This is a genomic window from Micromonospora sp. NPDC000121 (assembly GCF_042899165.1).
GTDB lineage: Bacteria > Actinomycetota > Actinomycetes > Mycobacteriales > Micromonosporaceae > Micromonospora.
Genome location: NZ_JBIAZP010000003.1, coordinates 187,459 through 208,856 on the forward strand (window position 1 = coordinate 187,459; position 21,398 = coordinate 208,856).

The window sequence follows — 21,398 nt, forward strand, 5'->3', positions numbered from 1 at the left end:
GGGGGTCGGGGGGGGGGGCCCCCGGGGGCCCCCCCCCGCCCCGGGGGGGGGGGCCCCCCCCCCCCCCCCCCCCGGGGGGGGGGGCCCCGCCGCGCCGCCTCGGCCGGGCTCTGCCGGCGCCGACGACGTTCACCCGTTTCGGGTGACGACTGCTCACCTGCCGGTGTTCCAGGCTGTACGAACGGTGCGGCTCGCCCGGATGCCGGAAGGAGGTTCCGATGACGGACCCGACCGCCGACTTCCTCGGTCGGCTAGGCCGGCGCCCGGCCACGCCGATCACGATGAAGGCCCGGGGCATCATCCGGCTGGACGTCGAACGCGACGCGGGGACGGAAGTCTGGTTTGTCACGTTGCGCGACGGCACGACGCAGGTGTCGCGCCAGGATCGGCAGCCGGACCTGGTGATCCGCGGCCACCAGACGCTCTTCGACCGGCTGGTCCGGGGGCAGGCACAGCTCTACGCGGCGCTGATGCGCAACGAGATCACCGTCGAGGGCGACCTGGCGCTCCTGTCGTCGTTCGAGCGGCTGCTGCCCGGCCCCGAGGACGCCCACCACCCGCGCGACTTCGCCCGTGCAGGAGGACAGCGATCATGAGCGAGCGAGGCGTCAGCATCCTGGACGGCAACACGTTCGTCGTCAGCGACGAACGTGGCAACCTCCACCCGTCGCCGGTCTTTCCCACCGGGCTCTTCTCGTTCGACACCCGGTTCCTGTCGACCTGGGTGCTGACCGTCGACGGCGAACCGCTCAACGCCCTGTCCCGGGACGACCTGCAGTATTTCGAGACACGCTACTTCCTCGTGCCCGGCGAGCCGACCCACTACGTCGACGCGAAGGTCTCGGTCATCCGGCAGCAGCAGATCTGCCGCGAGTTCAGCGAACAGTTGACGGTACTCAACCACGACACCGAGGAACGCCACCTCACGCTGCGGGTGGAGATGGCCACCGACTTCGCCGACCTGTTCGAGATCAAGGACGTACGAGGCAAGACCGGCAAGGCTGTGACGAGCGTCGAGGACGGCCATCTGCGGTTCCGCTACGAACGGGGCACCTTCCTGCGTGAGACGATCATTTCGAGCACGGCGCCGGCGCGGGTCGACGAGAAGGGGATGACGTTCGACATCCGGATCGCGCCGCGCGGCAGGTGGAGCACCGAACTGCACGTCTACCCGATCGTGCGCGGCGCGCGGGGCCTCGACATCCGGGCCAGCCTGGACGCCCACCGAGGGCGGGCGAAGCCGCAGCTGCGGCAGGACCTCGACGACTTCCTCGTCCAGACACCACAGTTGGTGTGCGACCACCGGTCCCTGCAGACGGCGTACGAGCGCAGCCTCACCGACCTGGCCGCGATGCGGTACTCACCGCTGGCCTTCCCCCGGCGGTTGCCGGCCGCGGGGCTGCCCTGGTTCATGACCATCTTCGGCCGGGACAGCATCTTCATCAGTCTGCAGACGCTGCCGTTCGTGCCGGAACTCGCCTCGACGGTGCTCCGCGACCTCGCCTTCCAGCAGGGCAGCAAGCTGGACGACTTTCGCGACGAGGAACCCGGGAAGATCGCGCACGAGTTCCGCTACGGCGAGTCGGCGGCGTTCGAGGAGCAACCGCACAGCCCCTACTACGGGTCAGCGGACTCCACCCCGCTGTACGTGATCCTGCTCGACGAGTACGAGCGGTGGAGCGGGGACGCCGACCTGGTGCGACAGTTGGAGCTCGAAGCCCGCGCGGCGCTGCACTGGATCGACGAGTACGGCGACATCCTGGGCAACGGTTACATCTCGTACCAGCGGCGGAACACCGTGAACGGCCTGGAAAACCAGTGCTGGAAGGACTCCTGGGATGCGGTCTCCTACCGGGACGGCCGGCTGCCCGGACTGCCACGCGCGACCTGTGAGCTGCAGGGATACGCCTACGACGCGAAGCTGCGCGGCGCCCGCCTGGCCCGCCACTTCTGGAACGACCCCGCCTACGCCGACCGTCTCGAAGACGAGGCGGCCGACCTCAAGCGGCGCTTCAACCGCGACTTCTGGATCGAAGAGGGGGAGTACTACGCGCTTGCCCTCGACACCGACGGCAAGCCGGTCGACGCCATGTCGTCCAACATGGGTCACCTGCTCTGGAGTGGCATCGTCGACCAGGACCGGGCCCAGCCGGTCGCCCGGCACCTGCTCGGGCCGAGCATGTTCTCCGGGTGGGGCGTCCGCACCCTGGCCGACGGCGCGGCGCGGTACAACCCGGTCGGCTACCACGTCGGCACGGTCTGGCCGTTCGACAATTCGATCATCGCCTGGGGCCTGTGGCGCTACGGCTTCCGGCAGGAGGCCGGCCGGATCGCCGAGGCCGTCATCGACGCGTCGCAGTACTTCGGCGGGCGGTTGCCCGAGGCGTTCGCCGGCTACGAGCGGTCCCTGACCAAGTACCCCGTCGAGTACCCCACCGCCTGCAGCCCGCAGGGCTGGTCGGCCGGAGCGACCCTCCTGTTCCTCCGTACGATGCTCGGCCTCGACCCGCACGAGGACCACCTCGCGGTCGATCCCGCCCTGCCGGCCGCGATCGGCCGGATCGAACTGCTCGACATCCCGGGCCGTTGGGGGTACGCCGACGCGTTCGGCCGCAGCAGGGCCGACAGTCGGCGTCGCGCCAGGGCTCGGCGGTAGGGACTGAACGGGGCCTCCTCGGGCTGCCGTCGTCGCGCTCGGCCGGAATTTAGGAACGATCGTTCTTGACTGGTCGTTCCTAAACCCGCTACTGTCACTGCCATGGGGAGACCACGCGGGTTCGACGAGGATCAGGCCGTCCAGGCGGCGATAGGTGTGTTCGCCGAGCGGGGGTACGACGGCACGTCCGTCGACGACCTGGTGGCCAGCCTCGGCGTCCATCGCAACAGCCTGTACAAGACCTTTGGCAGCAAGGGTGGGCTCTACACGAGGGCGCTGCGCTGGCACGTGGAGCACCAGGTACGACCCCTCGTCGCGGCCGTCGCGGCGGCCGGCGACATCGCCGAGGCGATGCGACGCGTACTTGCCGCCGACGCGGCGGAACCCGGCTTCGACCTGCTCCTGAGGGCCGCAGTCGAGCGTGCGCCGGTCGATCCCGAGATCGCCGAAATGGTCAACGGGTGCCTGGGGGAGCTCGATGAGGCCCTCGGTCACGTCCTGATCGCCGAACAGCCCGGCGCCGAAAAAGCCGCTCGCGTCGCGGCACTGACCACCGCGCTGACCGCCACAGTGCTGGGCCTGCGCCTGCGGGCCAGGGCCGGCGCGTCCGACACGCAAACCACCGAAGCCGGCGGGGCAGTGGCCCACCAATTCAGCCGGCACGAGATCTGAGGAGTTAGAGACATGGCACGTGTTTACGTCGACGGCGAGGCTCTCGTCGTGGAGATCGAGGGCCTGGACAAGCTCTGGGCACTGAAGAGCCGGCTCACGATTCCGCTGGTCAACGTCAGGGGCGCGACGGCCGACCCGGGGATCGTCAAGGAGGCGAAGGGGGTGCGGGCGCCGGGAGCCCACCTCCCCGGGGTCATCGTCGCGGGCACCTTCCACCTCGACGGTGAGCGGGTGTTCTGGGACGTCCGCGACCCGGCCAAGGCCGTCGTCATCGAACTGACCGACGAACGCTACAACCGCCTCGTCGTCCAGGTCAGCGACCCCCGCGCCACGGTTCGGCTCGTCGAAGAGGCCACCCGGACGCCCTGACCGGTCCGTCCGTCGCTTCCCGGCCGGTGGCCACTCCGGCGGCCGCCGGTCCCTTTTTCACCCCACCTCGAATGGCGATGCCTCATGTCCATGATCCGAAGGCTGGCACCCGGTGCCCACGACAAACCGCCCACCAGCACCACGAAGACGTTCGACGGCGTGAGGGTGCAGGTGCGCAACCTCACCAAGCGGTTCGGTGCCGTCCCGGCGGTCACCGACCTGAGCTTCACCGTGGAGCCCGGGCGGGTGACCGGCTTCCTCGGCCCGAACGGCGCCGGCAAGTCGACCACCCTGCGAATGATCCTGGGGTTGATCCGGCCCACCTCCGGCGACGCGCTCATCGGTGGCCGACGGTACGTCGACCTGCCGCAGCCGGCTCGCACCGTCGGCGCGGCTCTGGATGCGTCAAGCTGTCATCCCGGAATCAGCGCCCGGGACCACCTGCGGATCTACTGCGACATGGCCGGGCTGCCGGTACGGCGCGCGGACGAGGTCATCGAGGCCCTGGACATGTCCGGGTTCGCGAGCCGGAAGACCGGCGCATTCTCCACGGGTATGCGCCAGCGACTCGCCCTCGCCACAGCCCTGCTCGGCAATGCTCCCGTGCTGCTTCTGGACGAGCCGACCAACGGTCTCGACCCCGGAGGTATCGCCTGGCTACGCCAGTTCCTGCGCGAGCTCGCCGACGAGGGGCGCACCGTCCTGGTCTCCAGCCACGTGCTCAGCGAGGTGGAACAGATGGTGGACAGCGTGGTCGTGATCAGCGGCGGGCGCCTGATGGCCGAAGGCACCCTCGACGAACTCGCTGCGGTGACCGTGCCCGCCGTCGTGGTCCAGTCTCCTGACGCCGACCTCCTCGCCGCGCGACTGGCCGATGCCGGGACGACCGACGGTCGCCCGCCCCGGATCGAGAACACCGGTCCCGGCATCCTCCGGGTCCATGGCCTCAGCGCCGAACGGGTGGCAGACACCGCGGCGGACGCGGGCCTGCGGGTGTATGGACTGACTCCCTGCCGCACCGACCTGGAGCAGGCATTTCTGCAGTTGACCGGGGAAAAGAGGACCACCAGATGAGCCACCTCGTCCGAGCCGAGTTCCGCCGGCTGTTCGCCACCCGCCTCTGGATCTGGGCGGTGGTCGCCGCGGTCGTCCTCGGGGGCGGTCTGGTCGGCCTGCTCACCGTCATCGGTCCGGAGAACGTCAATCCGCCACTACCCGGAATCGACACCGAGGCCGGCATCCGGGCGGTACTCGGCCTCGCCGGGCTCGGAGTGATCGTCCCTGCGCTGTTCGGCGCGACGGCGGTCACCTCCGAGTACCGGCACCGGACCATCTCGGCCACGTTTCTGTTCGCACCTCGACGCTGGAGCGTGCTGGCCGCGAAACTCTTCGCCTACCTCGTTGCCGGTGTGGCCTATGGGTTGATCACGGCGATCACGGCCGGCGTGGCGCTCTACGCCGGTCTGGCTGTCCGGGGCGTCCCCACCGACGCCACACTCGACGTCGTTGCCGGGTTGCTGCTGCGCCTGGTCGTGGCGATGGCCGCCTACACGGTACTGGGCGTGGGCATCGGCGCACTGGTCGGCAACCAGGTGATCGCGTTGGCCGGCTTGGGCGCGTACCTCTACATGGGCGAAAACCTGCTGCTCTTCGTGCCCGGGGTGAATACGGCTTACCCGTTCCTGCCCGGCGGCGCCACCGCCGCGCTGACCAACTTCACCGCGCTCACCCAGGTGGCGCATGACACGACCGGAGCCGCACCGCAGCTTCTGTCCCCGCCAGCCGGCGCCGGGCTGTTGATCGCCTACGCGATCGCCGCCGCGCTACTGGCTGTCGTCCTGCCCCTACGCAGGGACGTCACCTGACGGGGGTGGACTATCGGACGAGCACGAGGCGTGTGCCGGCTCGGCACCCCGGGGCTTCCCCGGTCAGGAGGGCCGGCGCACGCCGAGCTGGTCAAGCCAGCCGTCGACGTCGAACCCCTGCTCCTCGGCCCGGTCGAGCCAGCCGGCGGCGCGGGCCGGGTCGGCGGGCACGCCGGAGCCGAGCAGGCACATCACCCCGAGGGTGGCCGCAGCCCGTGGGTTCCCGGCGTTCGCCGCCCGCTCGTACCAGCCGGCGGCGACGGCCTCGTCCCGGGGGAACCCCTGACCGGTGGCGTACGCCGCCGCGATGTTGTACAGGGCCCGGGGGTGGTCCCGCTCGGCGGCGCGCATCAGCCACTGCCGCGCCACCACGTCGTCCTGCGGCACCGCGTCCCCGGTGCCGTACAGGACGTGCAGCTCGAACATCGCGTCGGCGTTGCCGGCCGCAGCGGCCCGCTGATGGTCCGCGACCGCGGCCTCGCCGTCGCCCATCAGGTAGCGCACGATGCCGGACCAGTAGGTCGCCTCCCCGGTCGGGTCGTCGGCCCGCAGCGGCTCCAGCAGCGTCAACGCATACCGCCCGACCCGGCCCACGGCCTGCCGGCCGACGGCGGCGAACAGGTACGCGCCCTGGCGGCTGCCGTGCCCGGCGGCCTCGACGAAGCAGCGCAGGGCCGAGTCCAGGGCCTCGTCGTCGCCCGCAGGGAACGGGTGTGGCGACGGCCACGCCAGCGGCCGTCCGGCCCGCGGGTCGAGCAGCCGCTGCCCCAGGGGCAACCACACGTCGGTCCGGCCGGCCAGCGCCGCGGCGGCGTAGCCCCGGACCAGCACCTCGTACGCCTGGACCGGCAGGATCCCGATCATCGCGTCGCCGCGCACGATCCGGCCGTCGATCTCCCGGCACAGCCCTTCGAGGTACGCGGCGTCGAGCGGATCGGCCGCCGTCACCCTTCGGGTCTCGGCGAGCAACGCCTCAGCATTGGCAGACGAGGCGGCGGCAGGGGTCAAGGTCACGCCATCACACTCTACTGTGTCGGTCATGCGCCCCGGATGTCGGCCGGCCATCGGCAGGTGCCGACCTTGTACCGTCTAGGTCTGACACCGTCAGCGCGGGCTGCGGTGTGGAGGACGTAGACGGCTGGCCGATCGTGTCTGTGGGTCCGGCGGCCTGGCCCCGTTCTCCTGACGGTCACTCGCTCACCCCGTAGGCCGCCAGGGGACGGCAGCCGAACCGATCAGAAGGGCATCATGAGCCGCTCCACACCACCGTCCACGACCGGTCTGATCGACGCCGTGAATGGCCTGCCGGTACGCCGCCACACGGACACCGGGGCCTACTACGTCCGCAAGGCCGGGTGGCCGCACTTCTGGGGCCGGACCCTGGACGCGCTCGTGGTGATGGTGGTGGCCGGGGTCCTGATGGGCGCCGTCAACGCGGCCAACCAGGACCTTGTGCTCGGCCAACTGTCCACGGCCATGTTCGCCAGCACCGGTGTGTATGTCGCCGTCATGGCCGCCATCTGGTTCGTGGTGGTCTTCGCGTACGGCATGGTCTGGGGCTCGGTCGGCAGCCTCGGGGACGCCGCCTCCGGCATGCAATCCGTCAGGACCTCCAACGGAGAAGGCTTCGGCGCCTGGCTGGGAGGCTGGCGGGCCTTCTGCTGGTCCTTCGCGCCCCTGTACCTGGTGGTGAGCGTCGCCGCTATCTTCAGCGGCAGCGGCGGGGACAGCTTCGAGACCGAGTTCACCGCCATCGACCTCCGGTCGGGCCTCGCGCAGGGCCAGGCGCCTGTTCCTGACGCGACTGCGCCGGCTGCGGAACAGTTCGCCGAGGCTGCGCGCCAGAAGCTCCCAACCCGTTGATGGTCCTGACGGAAGGACCGAGGTCAGTCGAGGAGGGGCAGTGCAGAGTTTCGCCCGTACGTTCGTCGGCAACCTCGTGCTCTTCACCGTCCTGGGGGTGGCGGGGCCGATCCTGCTCATCTGCGGCGCCCTGGGCGTCACCGGTGCCGGCGAGAGCGAACGGGGCGTCCCGCTGGTCTTCCTCCTTGCCGGTCTGGGGTTCACCCTCGCGATCCCCGTCAGCGCCTTTCGCTTCACTCGCAGGCACCATCCGGTCATCACCGACCGCGACCGGGTGTCCACGGCGTACCAGTGGGACGACGACACCTTCGCCATGTGGACCCCCCGCGCCCGGATCCCGATCCAGGGCGGCCGGTTGGCCACGGCCGAGGTGCGCGAGGCGACGCTCGAGTCGTACGGCGGCGACTGGGAGGCGACGTACCAGTCCTACGGCGGCGACCTCGACCCCGACGAGCCAAAGCCGCGCATCCGGCTCCGGCTGTGGGTCCACCCCGACGGCGGTGAGCCGTTCGAGTCGACGCACACGTGGCGTGTGCCGTCCCTGTGCCTGGCGGCCGTCACCGCGGGGCGCCTCGCCGCCGTCGTCCACCCCGACGTCCCCGAGGAACTCGGCATCGACTGGCCGCGCAGCGCCCTGCTGTCGGGTGTCAGGACGTGCAGGCTGTTCGGTCTCGACGGCCGGCGCGTCGAGCTGACCGGGCGCCCGGAACTCCTGCTGGAGCTGTGGCGGATCACCGGCAGCGGGGACACGGGCCGGATCACCATGGACGGCGACACGATCGACCTGCGACGCGTCGACCCCGCCGTGGCGACGCGGCTCCAGAGCCTGGTCGAACGGGCCGCCGGCGGGGGGCCGACGCCCGAGCCGGTGCCGGACGGGCAGACGAGGTGGGTGGTCGACCGACTGCCCGGGGAGGAAGGGGCGTTCGGCGGCGTGGACCGCCGGTGGGCCCGTCACGGCGGGCACCTCGTCCGTGGCCGGTTCCTGGAACTGCGGGGCACGACGACCTTCCAGTACGCCGGCCCGGTGCTGGAGACCGTCCTGCGCGTCTTCCCCGCCGACGGCGCCGTCCCGATCGACCTCGGCAAGAAACTGACGGTGCCGATGACCTACCTCGCGGTGCTGCACCGCACGAAGGAACTCGTGGTGCGGGTCGGCCCCGACCGCCGGTCGTACGAGATCGACTGGGAGCGCACCACCCTCGCGGCCGGGGTGAGTCCCGCCGTCGTCATCGGGCCCGACGGTCGCCGGTTCGATCTGACCGGCCGGTTCGACGCCCTGCTGGCGATCATGCGGCTGCTCGTGGCCAACCGGGTGAGCGTCTCCGGCAACGTCCTGGATCTGCGCGACCGCCGCCCCTCGGCCGTGGCGGCGCAGGTCATGGACGTGGTCCGTGCACACCCCGACCGGAATTCGCACCTGGGTCACCCGGTGCCGTAGACCGGAGCCACCTTCGCTGCCATCGGGAGTACTGGCGCCCGGTTCGTGTCGTCGACCGTGGATCCGTCGTGCCACGGTCGGTCGCCGGGTCGCGGCCCGGTGATTCGAACCAGTTCGAATCACTGGCTGGCGGGCGCCCACACCTGTTGACTGTGCCGGTCCTGCACCGCTCCGGACGTCGACGTACGCGGCCGAGCCGCCGCCCGCCGAGGCGCCGCGGGCTGTCAGGTGGCTGATCCCGCCGCTCGCCGCGGCGTGGCACGGAGGAAATGGAGACCCCTTTGACCATCTCACGATCGCGAATCCTGGCGATGCTCGCCGCGTTGGTCCTCGTCGCCACCGGGAGCGCGTTCCTCGCCAGCCCGGCGGCGCAGGCCGCGACCGGTACCTGTGCGGGTTCCAAGGTCGGTGGCTTCGACCTGTACGGCGACGTGCCCATCAACGGCTCGACGAGGTACGGGTACGTCGAGGTCTACTACAGCGGCGGCTACAACTGCGCCCGGACCGTGTCGAGTTCCAACACCTGGGGCGTCAGCAAGGTCATGTCCGTCGAGCTGTGGGTCTGTTCGTCCGGCACCAGCAGCTGCCGGCTGCTCTCGGCGGACGACCGGGACCACGGCACCTACCGGTACTACGCCGGACCGGTGACCGCCTGGGCCGCTGGGAAGTGCATCTGGGTCATCGGCAACATCTACTACCCGCCGACGGACTCCAACGCGGGGAACAACAAGGCGGGTTGGTGCGGCTGATGTCCACGTGGCGACGCTCGGCGTTGGCGTACGTCCCGACGGACCCACGCGTCAGGTCCCTTGCGATGTAACGGATTCCGGCGCCCGGGGGCTGTTGTGGTGAGGCCGGGCGTGCCGGCCTACGCAGATGGGCGGGACCTGTGCCCACCCCCCCCGGGCGTCCCTCCGTGGTTCCGTCCATCTGCGACCACCGCCGCCGTGGTCAGTGCGGCTGCTCGGCGAGGCTCCGGATGCCCTGCAAGGTGGCGGTCATGGCGTCCCGCAGGGCGGCCATCCGGTGTTCGACGATCTGCTCCTCGTGGTCGGGGGCCCGGTCGATGACCAGGCTCACCCCGCTGCGGCCGGGGCCGATCCGTACGGACTGGGCCAGCCGGCAGCCGTCACCCTCGGGGGCGAGTCGGAACTGCCAGGCGGCGGCCGGGCGTCGTAGGTCGGCGGGGCCGCCGCCGAAGCGGTTGTCCGGGTCGAGCACCACCCAGCCGAAGACCTGCGGCTCGTCGAACCGCACGATGTGCGAGATGGTTCGCCACTCGCCCAGCGCGGGATGGTGGTTGTGCCCCTCGAACCGGGCGCCGAGGGCCGGCGCCCGGTTGCCGTCCAGCCATTGCACCCGGCGCAGCTCCGTGCTGAACCGCGGGGGCAGCTCGATGTCCGTGACCAGCTGCCACACCCGGACCGGATCGGCCGCCAGGTGGAGGTCGCACTCCACCGTCGGGCCATCGACGTAGCGCACGGCACCCTCCCTCGTGTCCGTCGGCTCTCCGGATCCTCCCACTGGTCCGGGTCGGCGAGGGGGCCGTGCGCGCGGTCGTGCAGGGAGTCAGCACCGTGGCACGTTGGGGATGAAACCGTCGTGGCCGGTCAGGACGTAGGCGTCCGAGACGTACCTGTTGGTGCCGATCCGGTTCCAGACGTTGGTGGTGCCGTAGGTGCCGGTGACGGTCGTGCCGACGGCCTGGCAGTAGATGCTGACCGTCGTGCCGTCGGCGACGGATCCCACGATGCCGTAGCCGACGCCGGGCCCGGAGCGGACGTTGAGGTTGGCCCCTCCGGTGCCGATGGTGCCGGAGCCGATGCCGGTCTTCCCGTTCACCAGCTCCATGTAGTAGGTCCAGTTCCAGTGCGGGCCGGGGTCGGTGTGGGTGGCCCCCGGCACCTCGTTGTGGCCGATGATGTGCGCCCGGTCCTTGGGGATGCCGTACTTGTTGGCCAGGTTGCGGGTCAGGGCCGCGGACGCCCGGTACATCGCGTCCGTGAACCAGGCCGGGTTGTCGACGTAGCCCTCGTGCTCGATGCCGATCGACTGGGTGTTGTAGGTCCAGTTGCCGGCGTGCCAGGCGATGTCCTTCTCGCGCACGGACTGGGTGACCGCCCCGTCGGACGAGCGGAACGTGTAGTGCGCGCTGGCCCGGGCGGCCGGGTTCTGGAACCAGCTGATCGATCCGGCGTAGCTGCCCTGCGTGACGTGGATGACGACGTACCTGACGGGGTGACTGCCGGGCCGGCTGGCCACGGTGTAGTTGCTGGCGCTCGCCGGCGCCCACGCGGCCGGTCCGTAGTCGGTGCTGAGGGTTCCGAACCCGTCCGTCGCCCGGGCGAGCACGCCCCGCTGCGGCGCGACCGGGCGGCCGGGAACCGTCAACGCATCGGGCTGTCCCGTCTCGAAGCCCGTCGCCAACAGGTCGTAGACGGCGTCCGCGTAGAGCCGGGCGAGCGCCGGGGTGCTTGCCCCGCCGTAGCGCGCGACCGAGCCGTACCACGTGTTGACGTCCTGGCGTTCGACGGCGGTCAGGCCGGCCTGGTCGGCGTAGGAGCGCAGGACGGCGGCGGCCCCGGCGACGTTCGCGGTCGGGTCGGTGCGCAAAGTGTCCCGGTGGAGCCGGGTCAGCCGGGCCGCCTCGTCCAGGGTGCGCAGGCTCGGGTTGCTGACCAGGTGCATGAGGCCGTACCCGCCCACTGCGCTCGGTCTGCCGTCGTGCCCGTCGAGGCGCGTCTCCGCGTAGCCGAGGGCGAGGAGCAGATCGCGGGGAACGTCGTACCGTCGTGCGGCGGTGTCGAACGCGGCAGCCAGTCGGCCTGATGCCGCCGAGCCCCGGTCCGGGGCGGCTGACGCCGGCGACGCCGGCAGGAATGACTCGCCGGACAGGACCAGAGCCGCGGCGAGCATGGCGCTGAGCAGCCCGTGCGTACGCCGCGAGGTTTGTCGACCAGCCATCGTCCACTCCTATCGACAGAACTCGATGGATGGCCGTAACATACCCCGCTGCCGACGACGGTGTAAACGGTTTGCGAGACCGGGCTTTCCGGATGGTGGAATCCTTCATCGACGGCGCGCGCGGGCCAGCCCGCGCGCGCCGCCCTGCCGGGCGTGCCGGGTGGCGCCGGCGCGCGTCAGGACGGGTCCGGCGATGGGCGAACCGCCGACGCCACCACGGGCCTCGCACCGGAGCCGCCCGGCCCGCCCGTCGGCGCGGGAACGGTAGATCGGGTGCCGGCGCGGGACCGCTGGGTCACGACGACGCAGGCGAGCACCACGAACGCCGCCGCGACCGAGGCCGGGGTGACGGCCTCGTCGACCAGCAGCGCCGACCAGACCAGGGTGAGCACGGGCTGGGCGAGCTGGATCTGTCCGACCTGCGCGATGCCCCCGCGGGCGAGGCCCGCGTACCAGGCGAAGAAGCCCAGGAACATGGAGACCGTGGTGAGGTAGCCGAACGCCGCCCAGGCGGCGGTGCCGGGGTGCGGTGGGTGGACCGCGGTGGCCACGGCCGTGACGGGGAGGGTGACGGGCAGCGACAGCAGCAACGCCCAGCAGATCGTGCGGGCGCCGCCCAGCTCGCGGGCGAGCGCGCCGCCCTCGGCGTATCCCAGGCCGCACAGCACGACCGCCGCGAGCAGGTACAGATCCGCGAGGGACAGGGCGCCGCTCACCGTGCCGCTGGCCACGAGGAAGGCCAGCACCGCCACCAGCCCACCGATACTCGCGACCCAGAACAGCGGCGGCGGACGCTCTCCGGCGCGCAGCACCGCGAACACCGCGGTCATGGCCGGCAGCACGGCGATGACGACCGCGCCGTGCGCGGAGGTCTGCGTCGTCAGGGCCAGCGAGGTGAACAACGGAAAGCCGACGACGACACCGAGCGCGACGATCGACAGGCGCCACCACTGACCCCGGCCGGGCCGCGACGCGCCGGTGAACCTGAGGTACGCCCACGCCAGCAGCGCCGCGCCGACGGCCCGCCCGAAGGCGACGAACCAGGGGTCGAGCTCCTGCACGGCGACGCGGGTCATCGGCAGCGACATGCTGAAGGCCAGTACGCCCAGCGCTCCGAGGGCGAGCCCGACCGTGCGATCCGCTGTTACCGTGGTCTTGGCAGTAGCGCTACTCTTCTCCTTCATGGGCAACGGTAACGCAGCCGAGCGTGTCATCCAAGATCTGCGCGCGCTCGTCGCCAGGGCGGACCCGGGGGACCGACTGCCGTCGGTGCGCGAGCTGACCGCGCGGCACCAGGCGTCCCCGGTGACGGTCACCGAGGCCATCCGTCAGCTCGCCGCGCAGGGGCTGGTCGAGGCGCGATCCGGGCGGGGCACGTTCGTGGCCGCCGCGCCCCCGCGGCAGCCCGGGTCGGACCTGTCCTGGCAGACCGTGGCGCTCGGCCCTCGCCTACCCGGCGAGGAGGACATGCAGGCGTTACTGGCGTTACCACCCGCTGGCGCGATACCGCTGTCCGGTGGCTACCTGGACCCGGACCTCCAACCGGCCGCCGCGCTCGGTGCCGCGCTGGCCCGAGCCGCCCGGCAGCCCGCGTCGTGGCAACGCGGCCCGGCCGAGGGCCGCGAGGACCTGCGCGCCTGGTTCGCCCGCGAGGCCGGAGGCGGGCTGAGCGCCGGCGACGTCGTGATCTGCCCGGGCGGGCAGGCCGCGCTGTCCTCCGCGCTCCGCGCGCTCGCCGCTCCCGGCGACACCCTGCTCGTCGAGTCGCCCACCTACCTGGGCGCGCTGGCCGCGGCCCGCGCCGCCGGACTGCGGGTGGTGCCCGTCCCCGCCGACGCCGACGGCGTACGGCCCGACCAACTGGCCGCGGCCTTCGCCCGCACCCGCGCCCGGCTGTTCTACTGCCAGCCGCTGTACGCCAACCCCACCGGCGCGACCCTGGCAGCCCATCGGCGGGCCGAGGTCTCCGCCGCCGTACGCGACGCAGGGGCGTTCCTGATCGAGGACGACTACGCCCGGGATCTCGCCATCGACGGCGAAGCCGCGCCTCCACTGGCCGCCGACGACCCCGACGGACATGTCGTCTACCTGCGCTCCCTCACCAAGTCCGCAGCGCCCGGGCTCCGCGTCGCGGCGATCGGCGCGCGTGGCCCCGCCGGTGCCCGCCTGCGGGCAGGCCGGCTGCTCGACGACTTCTTCGTGGCCGGCCCCCTGCAACAGGCCGCGATCGAGTTCGTCACCTCCCCGGCGTGGGCGCGACACCGCCGCACCGTGCGCGCCGCGTTGCAGGCGCGGCGCGCGGCACTGCTGGCCGCGCTGCGGCGGCACCTGCCCCCACTCGCCCCGCAGGCGGTCCCGCGGGGCGGCCTGCACCTGTGGGCGCGCCTGCCGGACGGCACCGACGACGTCGCGCTGGCCGCCGCCGCGGCCGGCGAGGGCGTCGTGGTCTTCCCCGGGCGGCCGTGGTACGCCGCCGAGCCCCCGGCACCGCACCTGCGCCTCACCTACGCGGCCTCGCCACCCGACCTCATGGACGAGGCCGTCCGCAGGCTCTCCCGTGCGCTGGGGAGCGGAGCGGCAACTCCCTGACACGACCCGGCCGCCCCGACGGGTCGCGCGCTGTGCAGAACCGCGACATCGACATCGCCCTGGTCCACCGCGCCACAGGGGCGCGCCGGACCGCCGGCGGCTGGACGTCACGGCAGCCGCCGTCCTTGTCCGACCGTCAAGTAAGTGGCTGGCCGGTTCACCCAGGCGAGCAGCACTGGGCAGACTGGAGCGATGCCCGTCATCGCTCCCTCCGTTTCCCTCGCCCGCCGTCGTCGTACCCAGGCGCTCGTCGCGGTGGTCGCCGCGCTCGCCGTGGCGGTCGCGGCCGGCGCATGGTCGCTGCGGGGGCGGGGCCTCGGCGAGGGCGGCGGCGCAGCGGCGCCGGGCGGCGGCGTGCCCACCTTCGCCGCGACGCCCGGCACCGGCCCGGCGCACGGCACCCCGACCTGCGCCGGCCGGGCGGCCCGCGCGCCGCGCGAGTTGCGCGGCATGTGGATCACGACCGTGAACAACATCGACTGGCCGAGCCGGCGCGGGCTGCCGGCCGAGACGGTACGGGCGGAGTTCCGGGGCTGGCTGGACCTGGCCGTGCGGCGCAACCACAACGCGGTCTTCGTGCACGTGCGGCCGAGCGGGGACGCGCTCTGGCCGTCGGCGTACGCGCCGTGGTCGGAGTGGCTGACCGGGCGGCGCGACGGACGCGACCCGGGCTGGGACCCGATGGAGTTCATGGTCGCCGAGGCGCACGCCCGCAACCTGGAGTTCCACGCCTGGTTCAACCCGTACCGGGGCGGGCAGCCGGCCACGGTGGGCGGCCCCGGCCCCCGGCTGGACCAGCTCGCGCCGAGCCACCCGCTGCGCCGGCATCCGGACTGGGTGGTGACCTATCCCAGCGCCGACCGGCCCGGCAGCCGCCTCTACTTCAACCCGGGCATCCCCGAGGCGCGCACCTTCGTCGAGGACTCGATGCTGGAGGCGGTACGGCGGTACGACGTCGACGGTGTGCGCTTCGACGACTTCTTCTACCCGTATCCGGAGGCCGGGCAGGACTTTCCGGACGACGCGGCGTTCGCCCGGTACGGCGGGCGGTTCGCGGACAAGCGCGCCTGGCGCCGGGACAACGTGAACACCCTCGTGCGGGAGATGAGCGAGCGGATCAAGGCGATCAAGCCCTGGGTGAAGTTCGGCATCAGCCCGTTCGGCATCTGGCGCAACGAGCGCACCGACCCGGCCGGCTCCGCGACAGCCGGGTTGCAGAGCTACGACGACATCTCCGCCGACACCCGACTCTGGGTGCGGAAGCAGTGGCTGGACTACGTCGTACCGCAGCTCTACTGGCACATCGGGTTCGACAAGGCCGACTACGCCACACTGCTGCCGTGGTGGGCGGCCACCGTGCGGGGCACCCGCGTACAGCTCTACATCGGCCAGGCCGACTACCGGGTGGGCGAGCGCGGCGCCTGGCGCGACCCGGCCGAGCTGGACCGCCAGCTCGCCCTCAACCGGCGGTACGGTGTGAGCGGGAGCGTGCACTTCAGCGCCCGGCAGGTGCGCGCCGACAAGCTCGGGGCGGTCAGCCGGTACAGCGGGGCGCACTACGCCGGCCCGGCACTCGTGCCCCCGATGGCGCACCTACCAGCGGCGCCGCCGGCCGCCCCCGCGGTCACCGGCGCGCGCCGTCAGGGCGCCGGCGAGGTGGCGCTGACCTGGCGCGGGGACGGCGCCACGAGCTTCGCCGTCTACCGGGTGGACGGCGACACGGTCCGGCTCGCCGGCACCGCCCGGGGCACGGGCTGGGTCGACCGCACCGCCCCGACCGACCGCTCGCTCTCCTACTGCGTGTCCGGGCTGGACCGCAGCGGAAACGAGGGCCGCCTCAGCGCGCCGGTGTCCGTCGCCGCGCCGTAGGGATCGTCCTGCGGTGCGGTGCCGGACAGTCCGCTCCTGCCGAGGCGACGGGAGGCCGGCTCGGGCGCCGGCTCGGCAGGGACGGCCGGTCTCCGGACGGCACCCGCACCGGGCGAGGGCATTCGTGGCGCTGACGGCCCAGCCCTGACGGGCCTCACCCGACTGGTGCGCCCCTGAGCGGCGACCGGGATGCCGAGGCCGGGAGTACGCGGGCTGTCCGCGTACCCCCGGCCTCGCTGTCAGTGCGGACGGACCGCGACCACGGTGTACGGGGTGGTCGGGGTCGGGGCGGTGGTCGGAGCGGTGGCGAACTGGTAGCGGGCCAGGACGTCGCCTGTTCGGGTGTCGACGATCCGGGCGTCGCCGGCGGTGCCGCCGGCGACGAAGAGCCGGCCGCGCGGGTCGACCTTGAGCCCGAGCGACGGGGTGCCGGTGGCCGGGCTGAGCAGCGCGCCGTCACCGTCGATCAGATCGGCGCGGTAGATGGCACCGGTGGCTCGGGAGCCGAGGTAGGCGTACCTGCCGGCGGTGGCGATGCCCTCCGGCTGGAAGCCGTCGGGCAGGGAAACGACGGTGGGGGTGGTGTGCCCGTGGGCCTGCGCCGGCGCGGCGGCGAGGGTGGTCATCAGGGCGGCGGCCAGGGCTGCGGCGAAAGCGGTCCGGACGCGTCGGTTCACTGTGCTCCTTCCGGTCGGCAGACCGGTGCCCGGACGCGATCCGGCCCGGGGCCTGCCGAGGGTCAGTGGGCCAGGATCGTGCCCACTGTACGACCGTCCACTCTGCGGCGCCCGTCGTCGCGAGCCGGCGGCCACCACGTCGGTGGCACGCCGACGCGCTGTCCTGGTCGTCGGGGGAGTGGGATGGGCTGCGCAGCAGTCGCCGGGTCGGCGACCAGTGTCGCCTCAGTGGATGGCGGTCACGGGCGGGTCGCGGTCACCACGGTGTCCAGGGCGTCGACCGTCTCGTCCCGCGTCCGGACCGGGCGCCGGGCCGTCTCGGCCCGGTGGATCCGCATGCCGGGCAGTTCGGCGACGACCAGCTCCGGCGTCTGCAGCACCGCGGGATCCCGCGGGCCGCCCGTGCCTGCGGTGAGGTTGGCCAGGTCGTGGCCGACGAGGACGAACGACCCGCCGGGGCGTACGGCGGTGGTCGCGTGCCGTAGGACGGTGGCCAGGTCGGGTCGGGGCAGGTGCAGGTAGGCGATGAGGACCAGATCGTAGGCGCCGTCGTCGGGCCGGTACGTGGTGACGTCGGCGACCTGCCAGTCGACGTCGACGCCCCGCTCGCGGGCAAGGTCCTGGCCGCGCCGCACGGCCACGGCGGAGAAGTCGACGGCGGAGACCCGCCAGCCGCGTTCGGCCAGCCAGACCGCGTTACGACCTTCGCCCGCGGCCAGGTCGAGCGCCCGGCCCGGTGGCAGGTCGGCGGTCTCCTCGACGACGAACCGGTTCGGCTCGGCGGTCCAGACAAGCTCGGGGGCTTCGGCGTAGCGGGCATCCCAGTCGGCGCTGTCCACTGTCGGCTTCCCTTCGGTTGGTGGCGGCGTCCTCCGCCTCCCAGCATCGGCCGGCATGGAGGTGTGAGCGGGTCTTTCCCAGGCTCAGCCGCGGGCGGAGGTGTGTGAATGCGAGCAGGTGGCCCCGTGCACGCCGATCGCAGCGGCTGTCGCGGTCGTGACCAGGGGGAACATCAGGAGCAGGGCGACGGCGGCGGCACCGAGCAGACCCCGTGCCGTCGACCTGGGTGGGGCGGGAGTGAGCAGTCGGCGCACCCGGTCCACTGCGGTGCCCCCGGCGCCGAGGGCGTGACCGGGGGTGGTGTCGGCGAGTCGGACGATGGCGGCGGCCACGGTGTGGCGGCCGTGCTGTGCGCCGGCCCGGTCGTCGGCGAGGTGCTCGACGAGGCGGCGGATCTCATCCTCGGCGGTGCGGGCCAGGGGCAACCCGGGCAGGGCCCGGTGGAAGGCTGCCGCGACGGCCACGAGCAGGTGGTGACGACCGCGTAGATGGGCGTGTTCGTGCCGTAGTACCGCCTCGAGCTGCTGCGGGGTCAGCGCGTCGAGCGCGCCGCGGGTGACGACGACGTGCCCGGGTCTGCCGGGCAGGCAGTAGACCATCGGTGTGGCGTGCTCCACCACGGTGCAGCCGCCGGCAGGTCCTGGCCGCGCCACAGGGGACAGCGCCGCCAGGTGGCGCCGCCGCCACCGTCGGGCCGCGCGGAGGGTGGCGACCGCGCTGGTCGCGAGGCGGGCGGCGAGTACGGCGGTGGCGGTCAGGGCGAGCGCGGCCAGAGTCTCGTTGGGAGCGCCGAGGCGGGCCAGCGCGCGGGCGCAGGCCTCGACGACACCGTCGAGGCCTGCGGCGAGCGCGGCTGGCGGCACGGCGACGAGCAGCCCGGCGCTCAGGACGGCTCCGGTCGCCGAAGCCAGGGCGCCGAGCCACAGGCCGACCGCGACCCGAGGGGCGGCCCGACTCCAGGACCTGGCGGCGATGGCACGTGGCGCAGCCACGGCGACGGTAGCTGCCCAGGCGAGCAGGAGGAGACTGATCACGCCGGCTCCTGCCGCTCGTGCAGGATGGCGCGCAGCAGGGCTGCCTCCTCGGGGCTCATGGCGTCGACGAACCTGGCGAGGGCGGCGTGCTGGTCGCTGGCGGAGGAGAGCGCGTCGGCCATCACCTGGCTGACGTGTTCCTCCCGGCCGATGCGGGGCCGGTAGCGGTAGGCGCGACCGACGAGGTCCCGCTCCGCCCAGCCCTTGCGGTGAAGATTGTCCAGGACCGTCATCACCGTCGTGTAGGCCAGGCCCTTGTCGGCGAGCGAGTCGACCATCTGCCGGACCGTGAGCGGAGCATCCGCCGCCCAGAGCCGGTTCATCACCTCGGACTCCAAGGGGCCGAGGGGGAGTTCCGCGCCGCGGTCACGGCGCCCGGGCCTGATCACCGCTCGACCCTAGCGCTCGGCGCGGGCACGGGGCACTGCCGTTCACCGAGCAGCCGCCGTCGCAGCGCCCAGCCGAGCAGGACGATCGAGGCGGCGGCCAGGAGCGGTTGGGCCGGCGCGAACCAGGTCATCGCGCCGCTGGCGCCGAGCGCGAGCAGCACCAGCTTGTTGCAGACCGGGCAGCCCACCGCCAGTAGCGACAACACACCGCCCACCGCGCCCACCCGCTGCTCCGTTCGAGGGGAGCGGGTGGCGTCCGCAGGCCGGACGTAGGTGGCCAGCAGCAGGCCCGACAGTGCCGCCGTGACGGCCAGGACCGGCCAGGCCCACCAGGTCACCGGAACGCTGCGGCCGAACAGGGGCGTGTCGAGCAGGTCGGTCGGCACGGCGATCACCGCCGCGGTGACGGCGGCACCGACCACCGCGACGACCAGCCGGCGCGGTGTCCAGCTCCGCATGGCGACCCTCCTCACCTTCCTACGAACCATGATAGTACTAGGGTAGATAGTACTAAGCCGCATAGTAGATCCTCCAGGGAGCTGCCATGAAACCCTCCGCCCGTACCGCTCCGCGTCGGCCCGTACGTCGCGCGGGCGGGCCGCACGCCATCCGGCGTACCGCCGGATGGCTCGGCCCGGTGCTGGTCATCGCCGTGGTCGCGGTGCTGATCGTGCTCGGCCGGCCATCGTCCGACACGACGCCGGCCGCCCCCGCCGGACAGGCGGCCGGCTCGGGGGAGGAACGGGTGAACCCGTTCGCCGGTCTGGCCCGACGGACACCCGGGGACCCGGTGGCACTGGGTGGGCCGGACGCGCCCGTCGTGATGCTGGAGTACTCCGACTTCCAGTGCCCGTTCTGCCGACGGCACGCCCGGCAGGTCGAACCCCGGCTGATCCGCGAGTACGTCGACAAGGGACTGGTCCGCATCGAGTGGCGGGACCTGCCGTACCTCGGGCCGGAGTCCCGCGACGCCGCGGCCGCCGCCCGCGCCGCCGGCGCGCAGGGCAGGTTCTGGGAGTACCACGACGCGCTGTACGCCGAGGAACGGCGGGTCAACAGCGGGGCACTGGGCGACGATGCGCTGCGCGCCGCCGCTCGCGAGCTCGGGCTGGACCTGGCGCGCTTCGACGCCGACCGTGCCTCCGCGGTCACCGCGGCCGCGATCGACCGGGACGAGCAGGAGGCCACGTCTATGGGGATCACCGGCACGCCGGCGTTCATCGTCGGCGGCACGCCGATCATCGGCGCCCAGCCGTTCGAGGCGTTCAAGCAGGCCATCGACAAGGAGCTGGAGCTGGCACGATGAGCGACGTCGGCTACCTGGCCGCGCTGCTCGGCGGGACGCTCGCCCTGCTGAGCCCGTGCAGCGCGATGCTGCTGCCGTCGTTCTTCGCGTACGCGTTCGGCAGCCCCGGCCGCCTCGTGGCTCGCACCGGCGTGTTCTACCTCGGGCTCGCCGCGGTCCTGGTGCCCCTCGGCGTCGGCTCCTCCGCCATCGCGGGCGTGTTCTTCCGCCACCGCGACACCCTGATCCTGGTCGCCGGTTGGGCGATCATCGCGTTGGGAGTCGTGCAGTTGGCCGGACGCGGGTTCGCGCTCGGGCCCGCACAGCGCTGGCTGGGCCGGCTGACCGGGGACTCCCCGGCCTCGGTGTTCGCCCTCGGCGCGGTCTCCGGGCTCGCCGGTTTCTGCTCCGGGCCGATCCTCGGGGCGATTCTCACGGTCGCCGCCACATCCGATCAGCCCGCTTCCGGTGGCGCTCTGCTCGCTGTCTACGCCCTCGGCATGACCGCGCCGTTGCTGCTGCTCGCCTTGGTGTGGGACCGGTGGCGCATGGGGCAGCGGCGGTGGCTGCGGGGTCGGGGCCTGACGGTGGGCAGGTTCCGGGTGCACAGCACCTCCTTCGCCTCCGGGCTGCTGTTCATCGCGCTCGGCGTGTTGTTCCTGGCCTTTGACGGCACCGCCGGGCTGGCCGGCGGTCTGGGCCTGACCGACGTCGAGGGTGCGGCACAGGAGTGGGTGACCGGCACCCTCGGGTCCGTGCCGGACGAGGCGATATTGCTGCTCGTCGCCGTCGCCGCGCTGGCCGTCCTGGTCCGTCGTCGACGGCGGGACGTCTCGGACCAGGACGCCCGGCAGGAGACCCCGACCACGCCCCGCACGTGACATG

At 72.6% G+C, this 21,398-nt stretch carries 22 protein-coding genes; 13 read left to right on the forward strand and 9 right to left on the reverse strand.

All coding sequences use genetic code 11. The features are described 5' to 3' along the window. The first annotated feature begins 218 nt into the window (after nucleotides 1-218). The 6 genes from ACFY23_RS11405 to ACFY23_RS11430 all read left to right on the forward strand — a co-directional run bounded on the left by ACFY23_RS11405 (nucleotide 219) and on the right by ACFY23_RS11430 (nucleotide 5,562). Complete coding sequence (locus tag ACFY23_RS11405; RefSeq protein ID WP_350678982.1) at nucleotides 219-596, forward strand: SCP2 sterol-binding domain-containing protein; 378 nt, start codon at nucleotides 219-221, stop codon at nucleotides 594-596. After that, nucleotides 593-2,656, forward strand: coding sequence for a glycogen debranching N-terminal domain-containing protein (locus ACFY23_RS11410; RefSeq protein ID WP_350678984.1), 2,064 nt, complete (start codon nucleotides 593-595; stop codon nucleotides 2,654-2,656). The genes ACFY23_RS11405 and ACFY23_RS11410 overlap by 4 nt, the downstream gene beginning before the upstream one ends. A gap of 102 nt (nucleotides 2,657-2,758) precedes the next feature. Further along, the gene (locus ACFY23_RS11415; RefSeq protein ID WP_350678986.1) at nucleotides 2,759-3,328 is read left to right on the forward strand and encodes a helix-turn-helix domain-containing protein; all 570 of its coding nucleotides are present in this window, start codon (nucleotides 2,759-2,761) and stop codon (nucleotides 3,326-3,328) included. 12 nt (nucleotides 3,329-3,340) lie between these two features. Continuing rightward, entirely contained in the window at nucleotides 3,341-3,697 is a 357-nt protein-coding gene (locus tag ACFY23_RS11420; protein WP_350678988.1) for a hypothetical protein, read from the forward strand. A 90-nt stretch (nucleotides 3,698-3,787) separates the two neighbouring features. Next, the gene (locus ACFY23_RS11425; protein WP_350678990.1) at nucleotides 3,788-4,771 is read left to right on the forward strand and encodes an ATP-binding cassette domain-containing protein; all 984 of its coding nucleotides are present in this window, start codon (nucleotides 3,788-3,790) and stop codon (nucleotides 4,769-4,771) included. Next, nucleotides 4,768-5,562 carry an ABC transporter permease gene (locus tag ACFY23_RS11430; protein WP_350678992.1) on the forward strand — a complete coding sequence of 265 codons (795 nt, stop codon included), beginning with the start codon at nucleotides 4,768-4,770 and terminating at the stop codon, nucleotides 5,560-5,562. The genes ACFY23_RS11425 and ACFY23_RS11430 overlap by 4 nt, the downstream gene beginning before the upstream one ends. A gap of 63 nt (nucleotides 5,563-5,625) precedes the next feature. Here the strand turns inward: ACFY23_RS11430 and ACFY23_RS11435 are convergent, their stop codons facing one another. Then, entirely contained in the window at nucleotides 5,626-6,576 is a 951-nt protein-coding gene (locus tag ACFY23_RS11435; RefSeq protein ID WP_350678994.1) for a tetratricopeptide repeat protein, read from the reverse strand. A 234-nt stretch (nucleotides 6,577-6,810) separates the two neighbouring features. On the opposite strand from ACFY23_RS11435, the gene ACFY23_RS11440 reads away from it, so the two are divergent. From ACFY23_RS11440 to ACFY23_RS11450, 3 genes are all read left to right on the forward strand, one after another. Then, entirely contained in the window at nucleotides 6,811-7,425 is a 615-nt protein-coding gene (locus ACFY23_RS11440) for a hypothetical protein (protein ID WP_350678996.1), read from the forward strand. A gap of 40 nt (nucleotides 7,426-7,465) precedes the next feature. After that, complete coding sequence (locus ACFY23_RS11445; RefSeq protein WP_350678998.1) at nucleotides 7,466-8,866, forward strand: hypothetical protein; 1,401 nt, start codon at nucleotides 7,466-7,468, stop codon at nucleotides 8,864-8,866. Nucleotides 8,867-9,147: 281 nt separating this feature from the next. Beyond that, nucleotides 9,148-9,615 (forward strand): hypothetical protein, encoded by a 468-nt coding sequence (locus ACFY23_RS11450; protein ID WP_350679000.1) that lies wholly within the window; start codon nucleotides 9,148-9,150, stop codon nucleotides 9,613-9,615. Nucleotides 9,616-9,817: 202 nt separating this feature from the next. On the opposite strand, the gene ACFY23_RS11455 is transcribed toward ACFY23_RS11450, so the two are convergent. The 3 genes from ACFY23_RS11455 to ACFY23_RS11465 form a co-directional block, all read right to left on the reverse strand. Beyond that, entirely contained in the window at nucleotides 9,818-10,348 is a 531-nt protein-coding gene (locus ACFY23_RS11455) for an SRPBCC family protein (protein ID WP_350679002.1), read from the reverse strand. Between the two features lie 87 nt (nucleotides 10,349-10,435). Continuing rightward, the gene (locus ACFY23_RS11460) at nucleotides 10,436-11,830 is read right to left on the reverse strand and encodes an N-acetylmuramoyl-L-alanine amidase (protein ID WP_350679004.1); all 1,395 of its coding nucleotides are present in this window, start codon (nucleotides 11,828-11,830) and stop codon (nucleotides 10,436-10,438) included. A gap of 176 nt (nucleotides 11,831-12,006) precedes the next feature. Beyond that, entirely contained in the window at nucleotides 12,007-13,014 is a 1,008-nt protein-coding gene (locus ACFY23_RS11465) for a DMT family transporter (RefSeq protein ID WP_350682605.1), read from the reverse strand. On the opposite strand from ACFY23_RS11465, the gene ACFY23_RS11470 reads away from it, so the two are divergent. Both ACFY23_RS11470 and ACFY23_RS11475 read left to right on the forward strand, forming a co-directional pair. Beyond that, nucleotides 13,013-14,419 (forward strand): PLP-dependent aminotransferase family protein, encoded by a 1,407-nt coding sequence (locus ACFY23_RS11470; protein ID WP_350682607.1) that lies wholly within the window; start codon nucleotides 13,013-13,015, stop codon nucleotides 14,417-14,419. The two genes, ACFY23_RS11465 and ACFY23_RS11470, sit on opposite strands and share 2 nt — an antisense overlap. Nucleotides 14,420-14,611: 192 nt before the next feature. Continuing rightward, on the forward strand, nucleotides 14,612-16,288 hold the full coding sequence (locus ACFY23_RS11475) for a family 10 glycosylhydrolase (protein WP_350682609.1): 1,677 nt from the start codon (nucleotides 14,612-14,614) through the stop codon (nucleotides 16,286-16,288). A 239-nt stretch (nucleotides 16,289-16,527) separates the two neighbouring features. Here ACFY23_RS11475 and ACFY23_RS11480 read toward each other — a convergent pair whose 3' ends face one another. From ACFY23_RS11480 to ACFY23_RS11500, 5 genes are all read right to left on the reverse strand, one after another. Then, a complete protein-coding gene (locus ACFY23_RS11480) occupies nucleotides 16,528-16,965 on the reverse strand; it encodes a hypothetical protein (protein ID WP_350682611.1) in 438 nt (145 codons plus the stop codon). 239 nt (nucleotides 16,966-17,204) lie between these two features. Beyond that, nucleotides 17,205-17,804, reverse strand: a complete 600-nt coding sequence (locus ACFY23_RS11485; protein ID WP_350682613.1) for a class I SAM-dependent methyltransferase — start codon at nucleotides 17,802-17,804, stop codon at nucleotides 17,205-17,207. Nucleotides 17,805-17,888: 84 nt separating this feature from the next. Continuing rightward, entirely contained in the window at nucleotides 17,889-18,839 is a 951-nt protein-coding gene (locus ACFY23_RS11490; RefSeq protein ID WP_350682615.1) for a M56 family metallopeptidase, read from the reverse strand. Beyond that, entirely contained in the window at nucleotides 18,836-19,228 is a 393-nt protein-coding gene (locus ACFY23_RS11495; protein WP_350682617.1) for a BlaI/MecI/CopY family transcriptional regulator, read from the reverse strand. The genes ACFY23_RS11490 and ACFY23_RS11495 overlap by 4 nt, the downstream gene beginning before the upstream one ends. After that, nucleotides 19,225-19,686: a hypothetical protein gene (locus ACFY23_RS11500; RefSeq protein ID WP_350682619.1), complete on the reverse strand. Its 462-nt coding sequence runs from the start codon at nucleotides 19,684-19,686 to the stop codon at nucleotides 19,225-19,227. The genes ACFY23_RS11495 and ACFY23_RS11500 overlap by 4 nt, the downstream gene beginning before the upstream one ends. Nucleotides 19,687-19,772: 86 nt before the next feature. On the opposite strand from ACFY23_RS11500, the gene ACFY23_RS11505 reads away from it, so the two are divergent. Together ACFY23_RS11505 and ACFY23_RS11510 are read left to right on the forward strand one after the other, a co-directional pair. Then, the gene (locus ACFY23_RS11505) at nucleotides 19,773-20,534 is read left to right on the forward strand and encodes a DsbA family protein (protein ID WP_350682621.1); all 762 of its coding nucleotides are present in this window, start codon (nucleotides 19,773-19,775) and stop codon (nucleotides 20,532-20,534) included. Next, a complete protein-coding gene (locus ACFY23_RS11510; RefSeq protein WP_350682623.1) occupies nucleotides 20,531-21,394 on the forward strand; it encodes a cytochrome c biogenesis CcdA family protein in 864 nt (287 codons plus the stop codon). The genes ACFY23_RS11505 and ACFY23_RS11510 overlap by 4 nt, the downstream gene beginning before the upstream one ends. Nucleotides 21,395-21,398 lie beyond the last annotated feature (4 nt).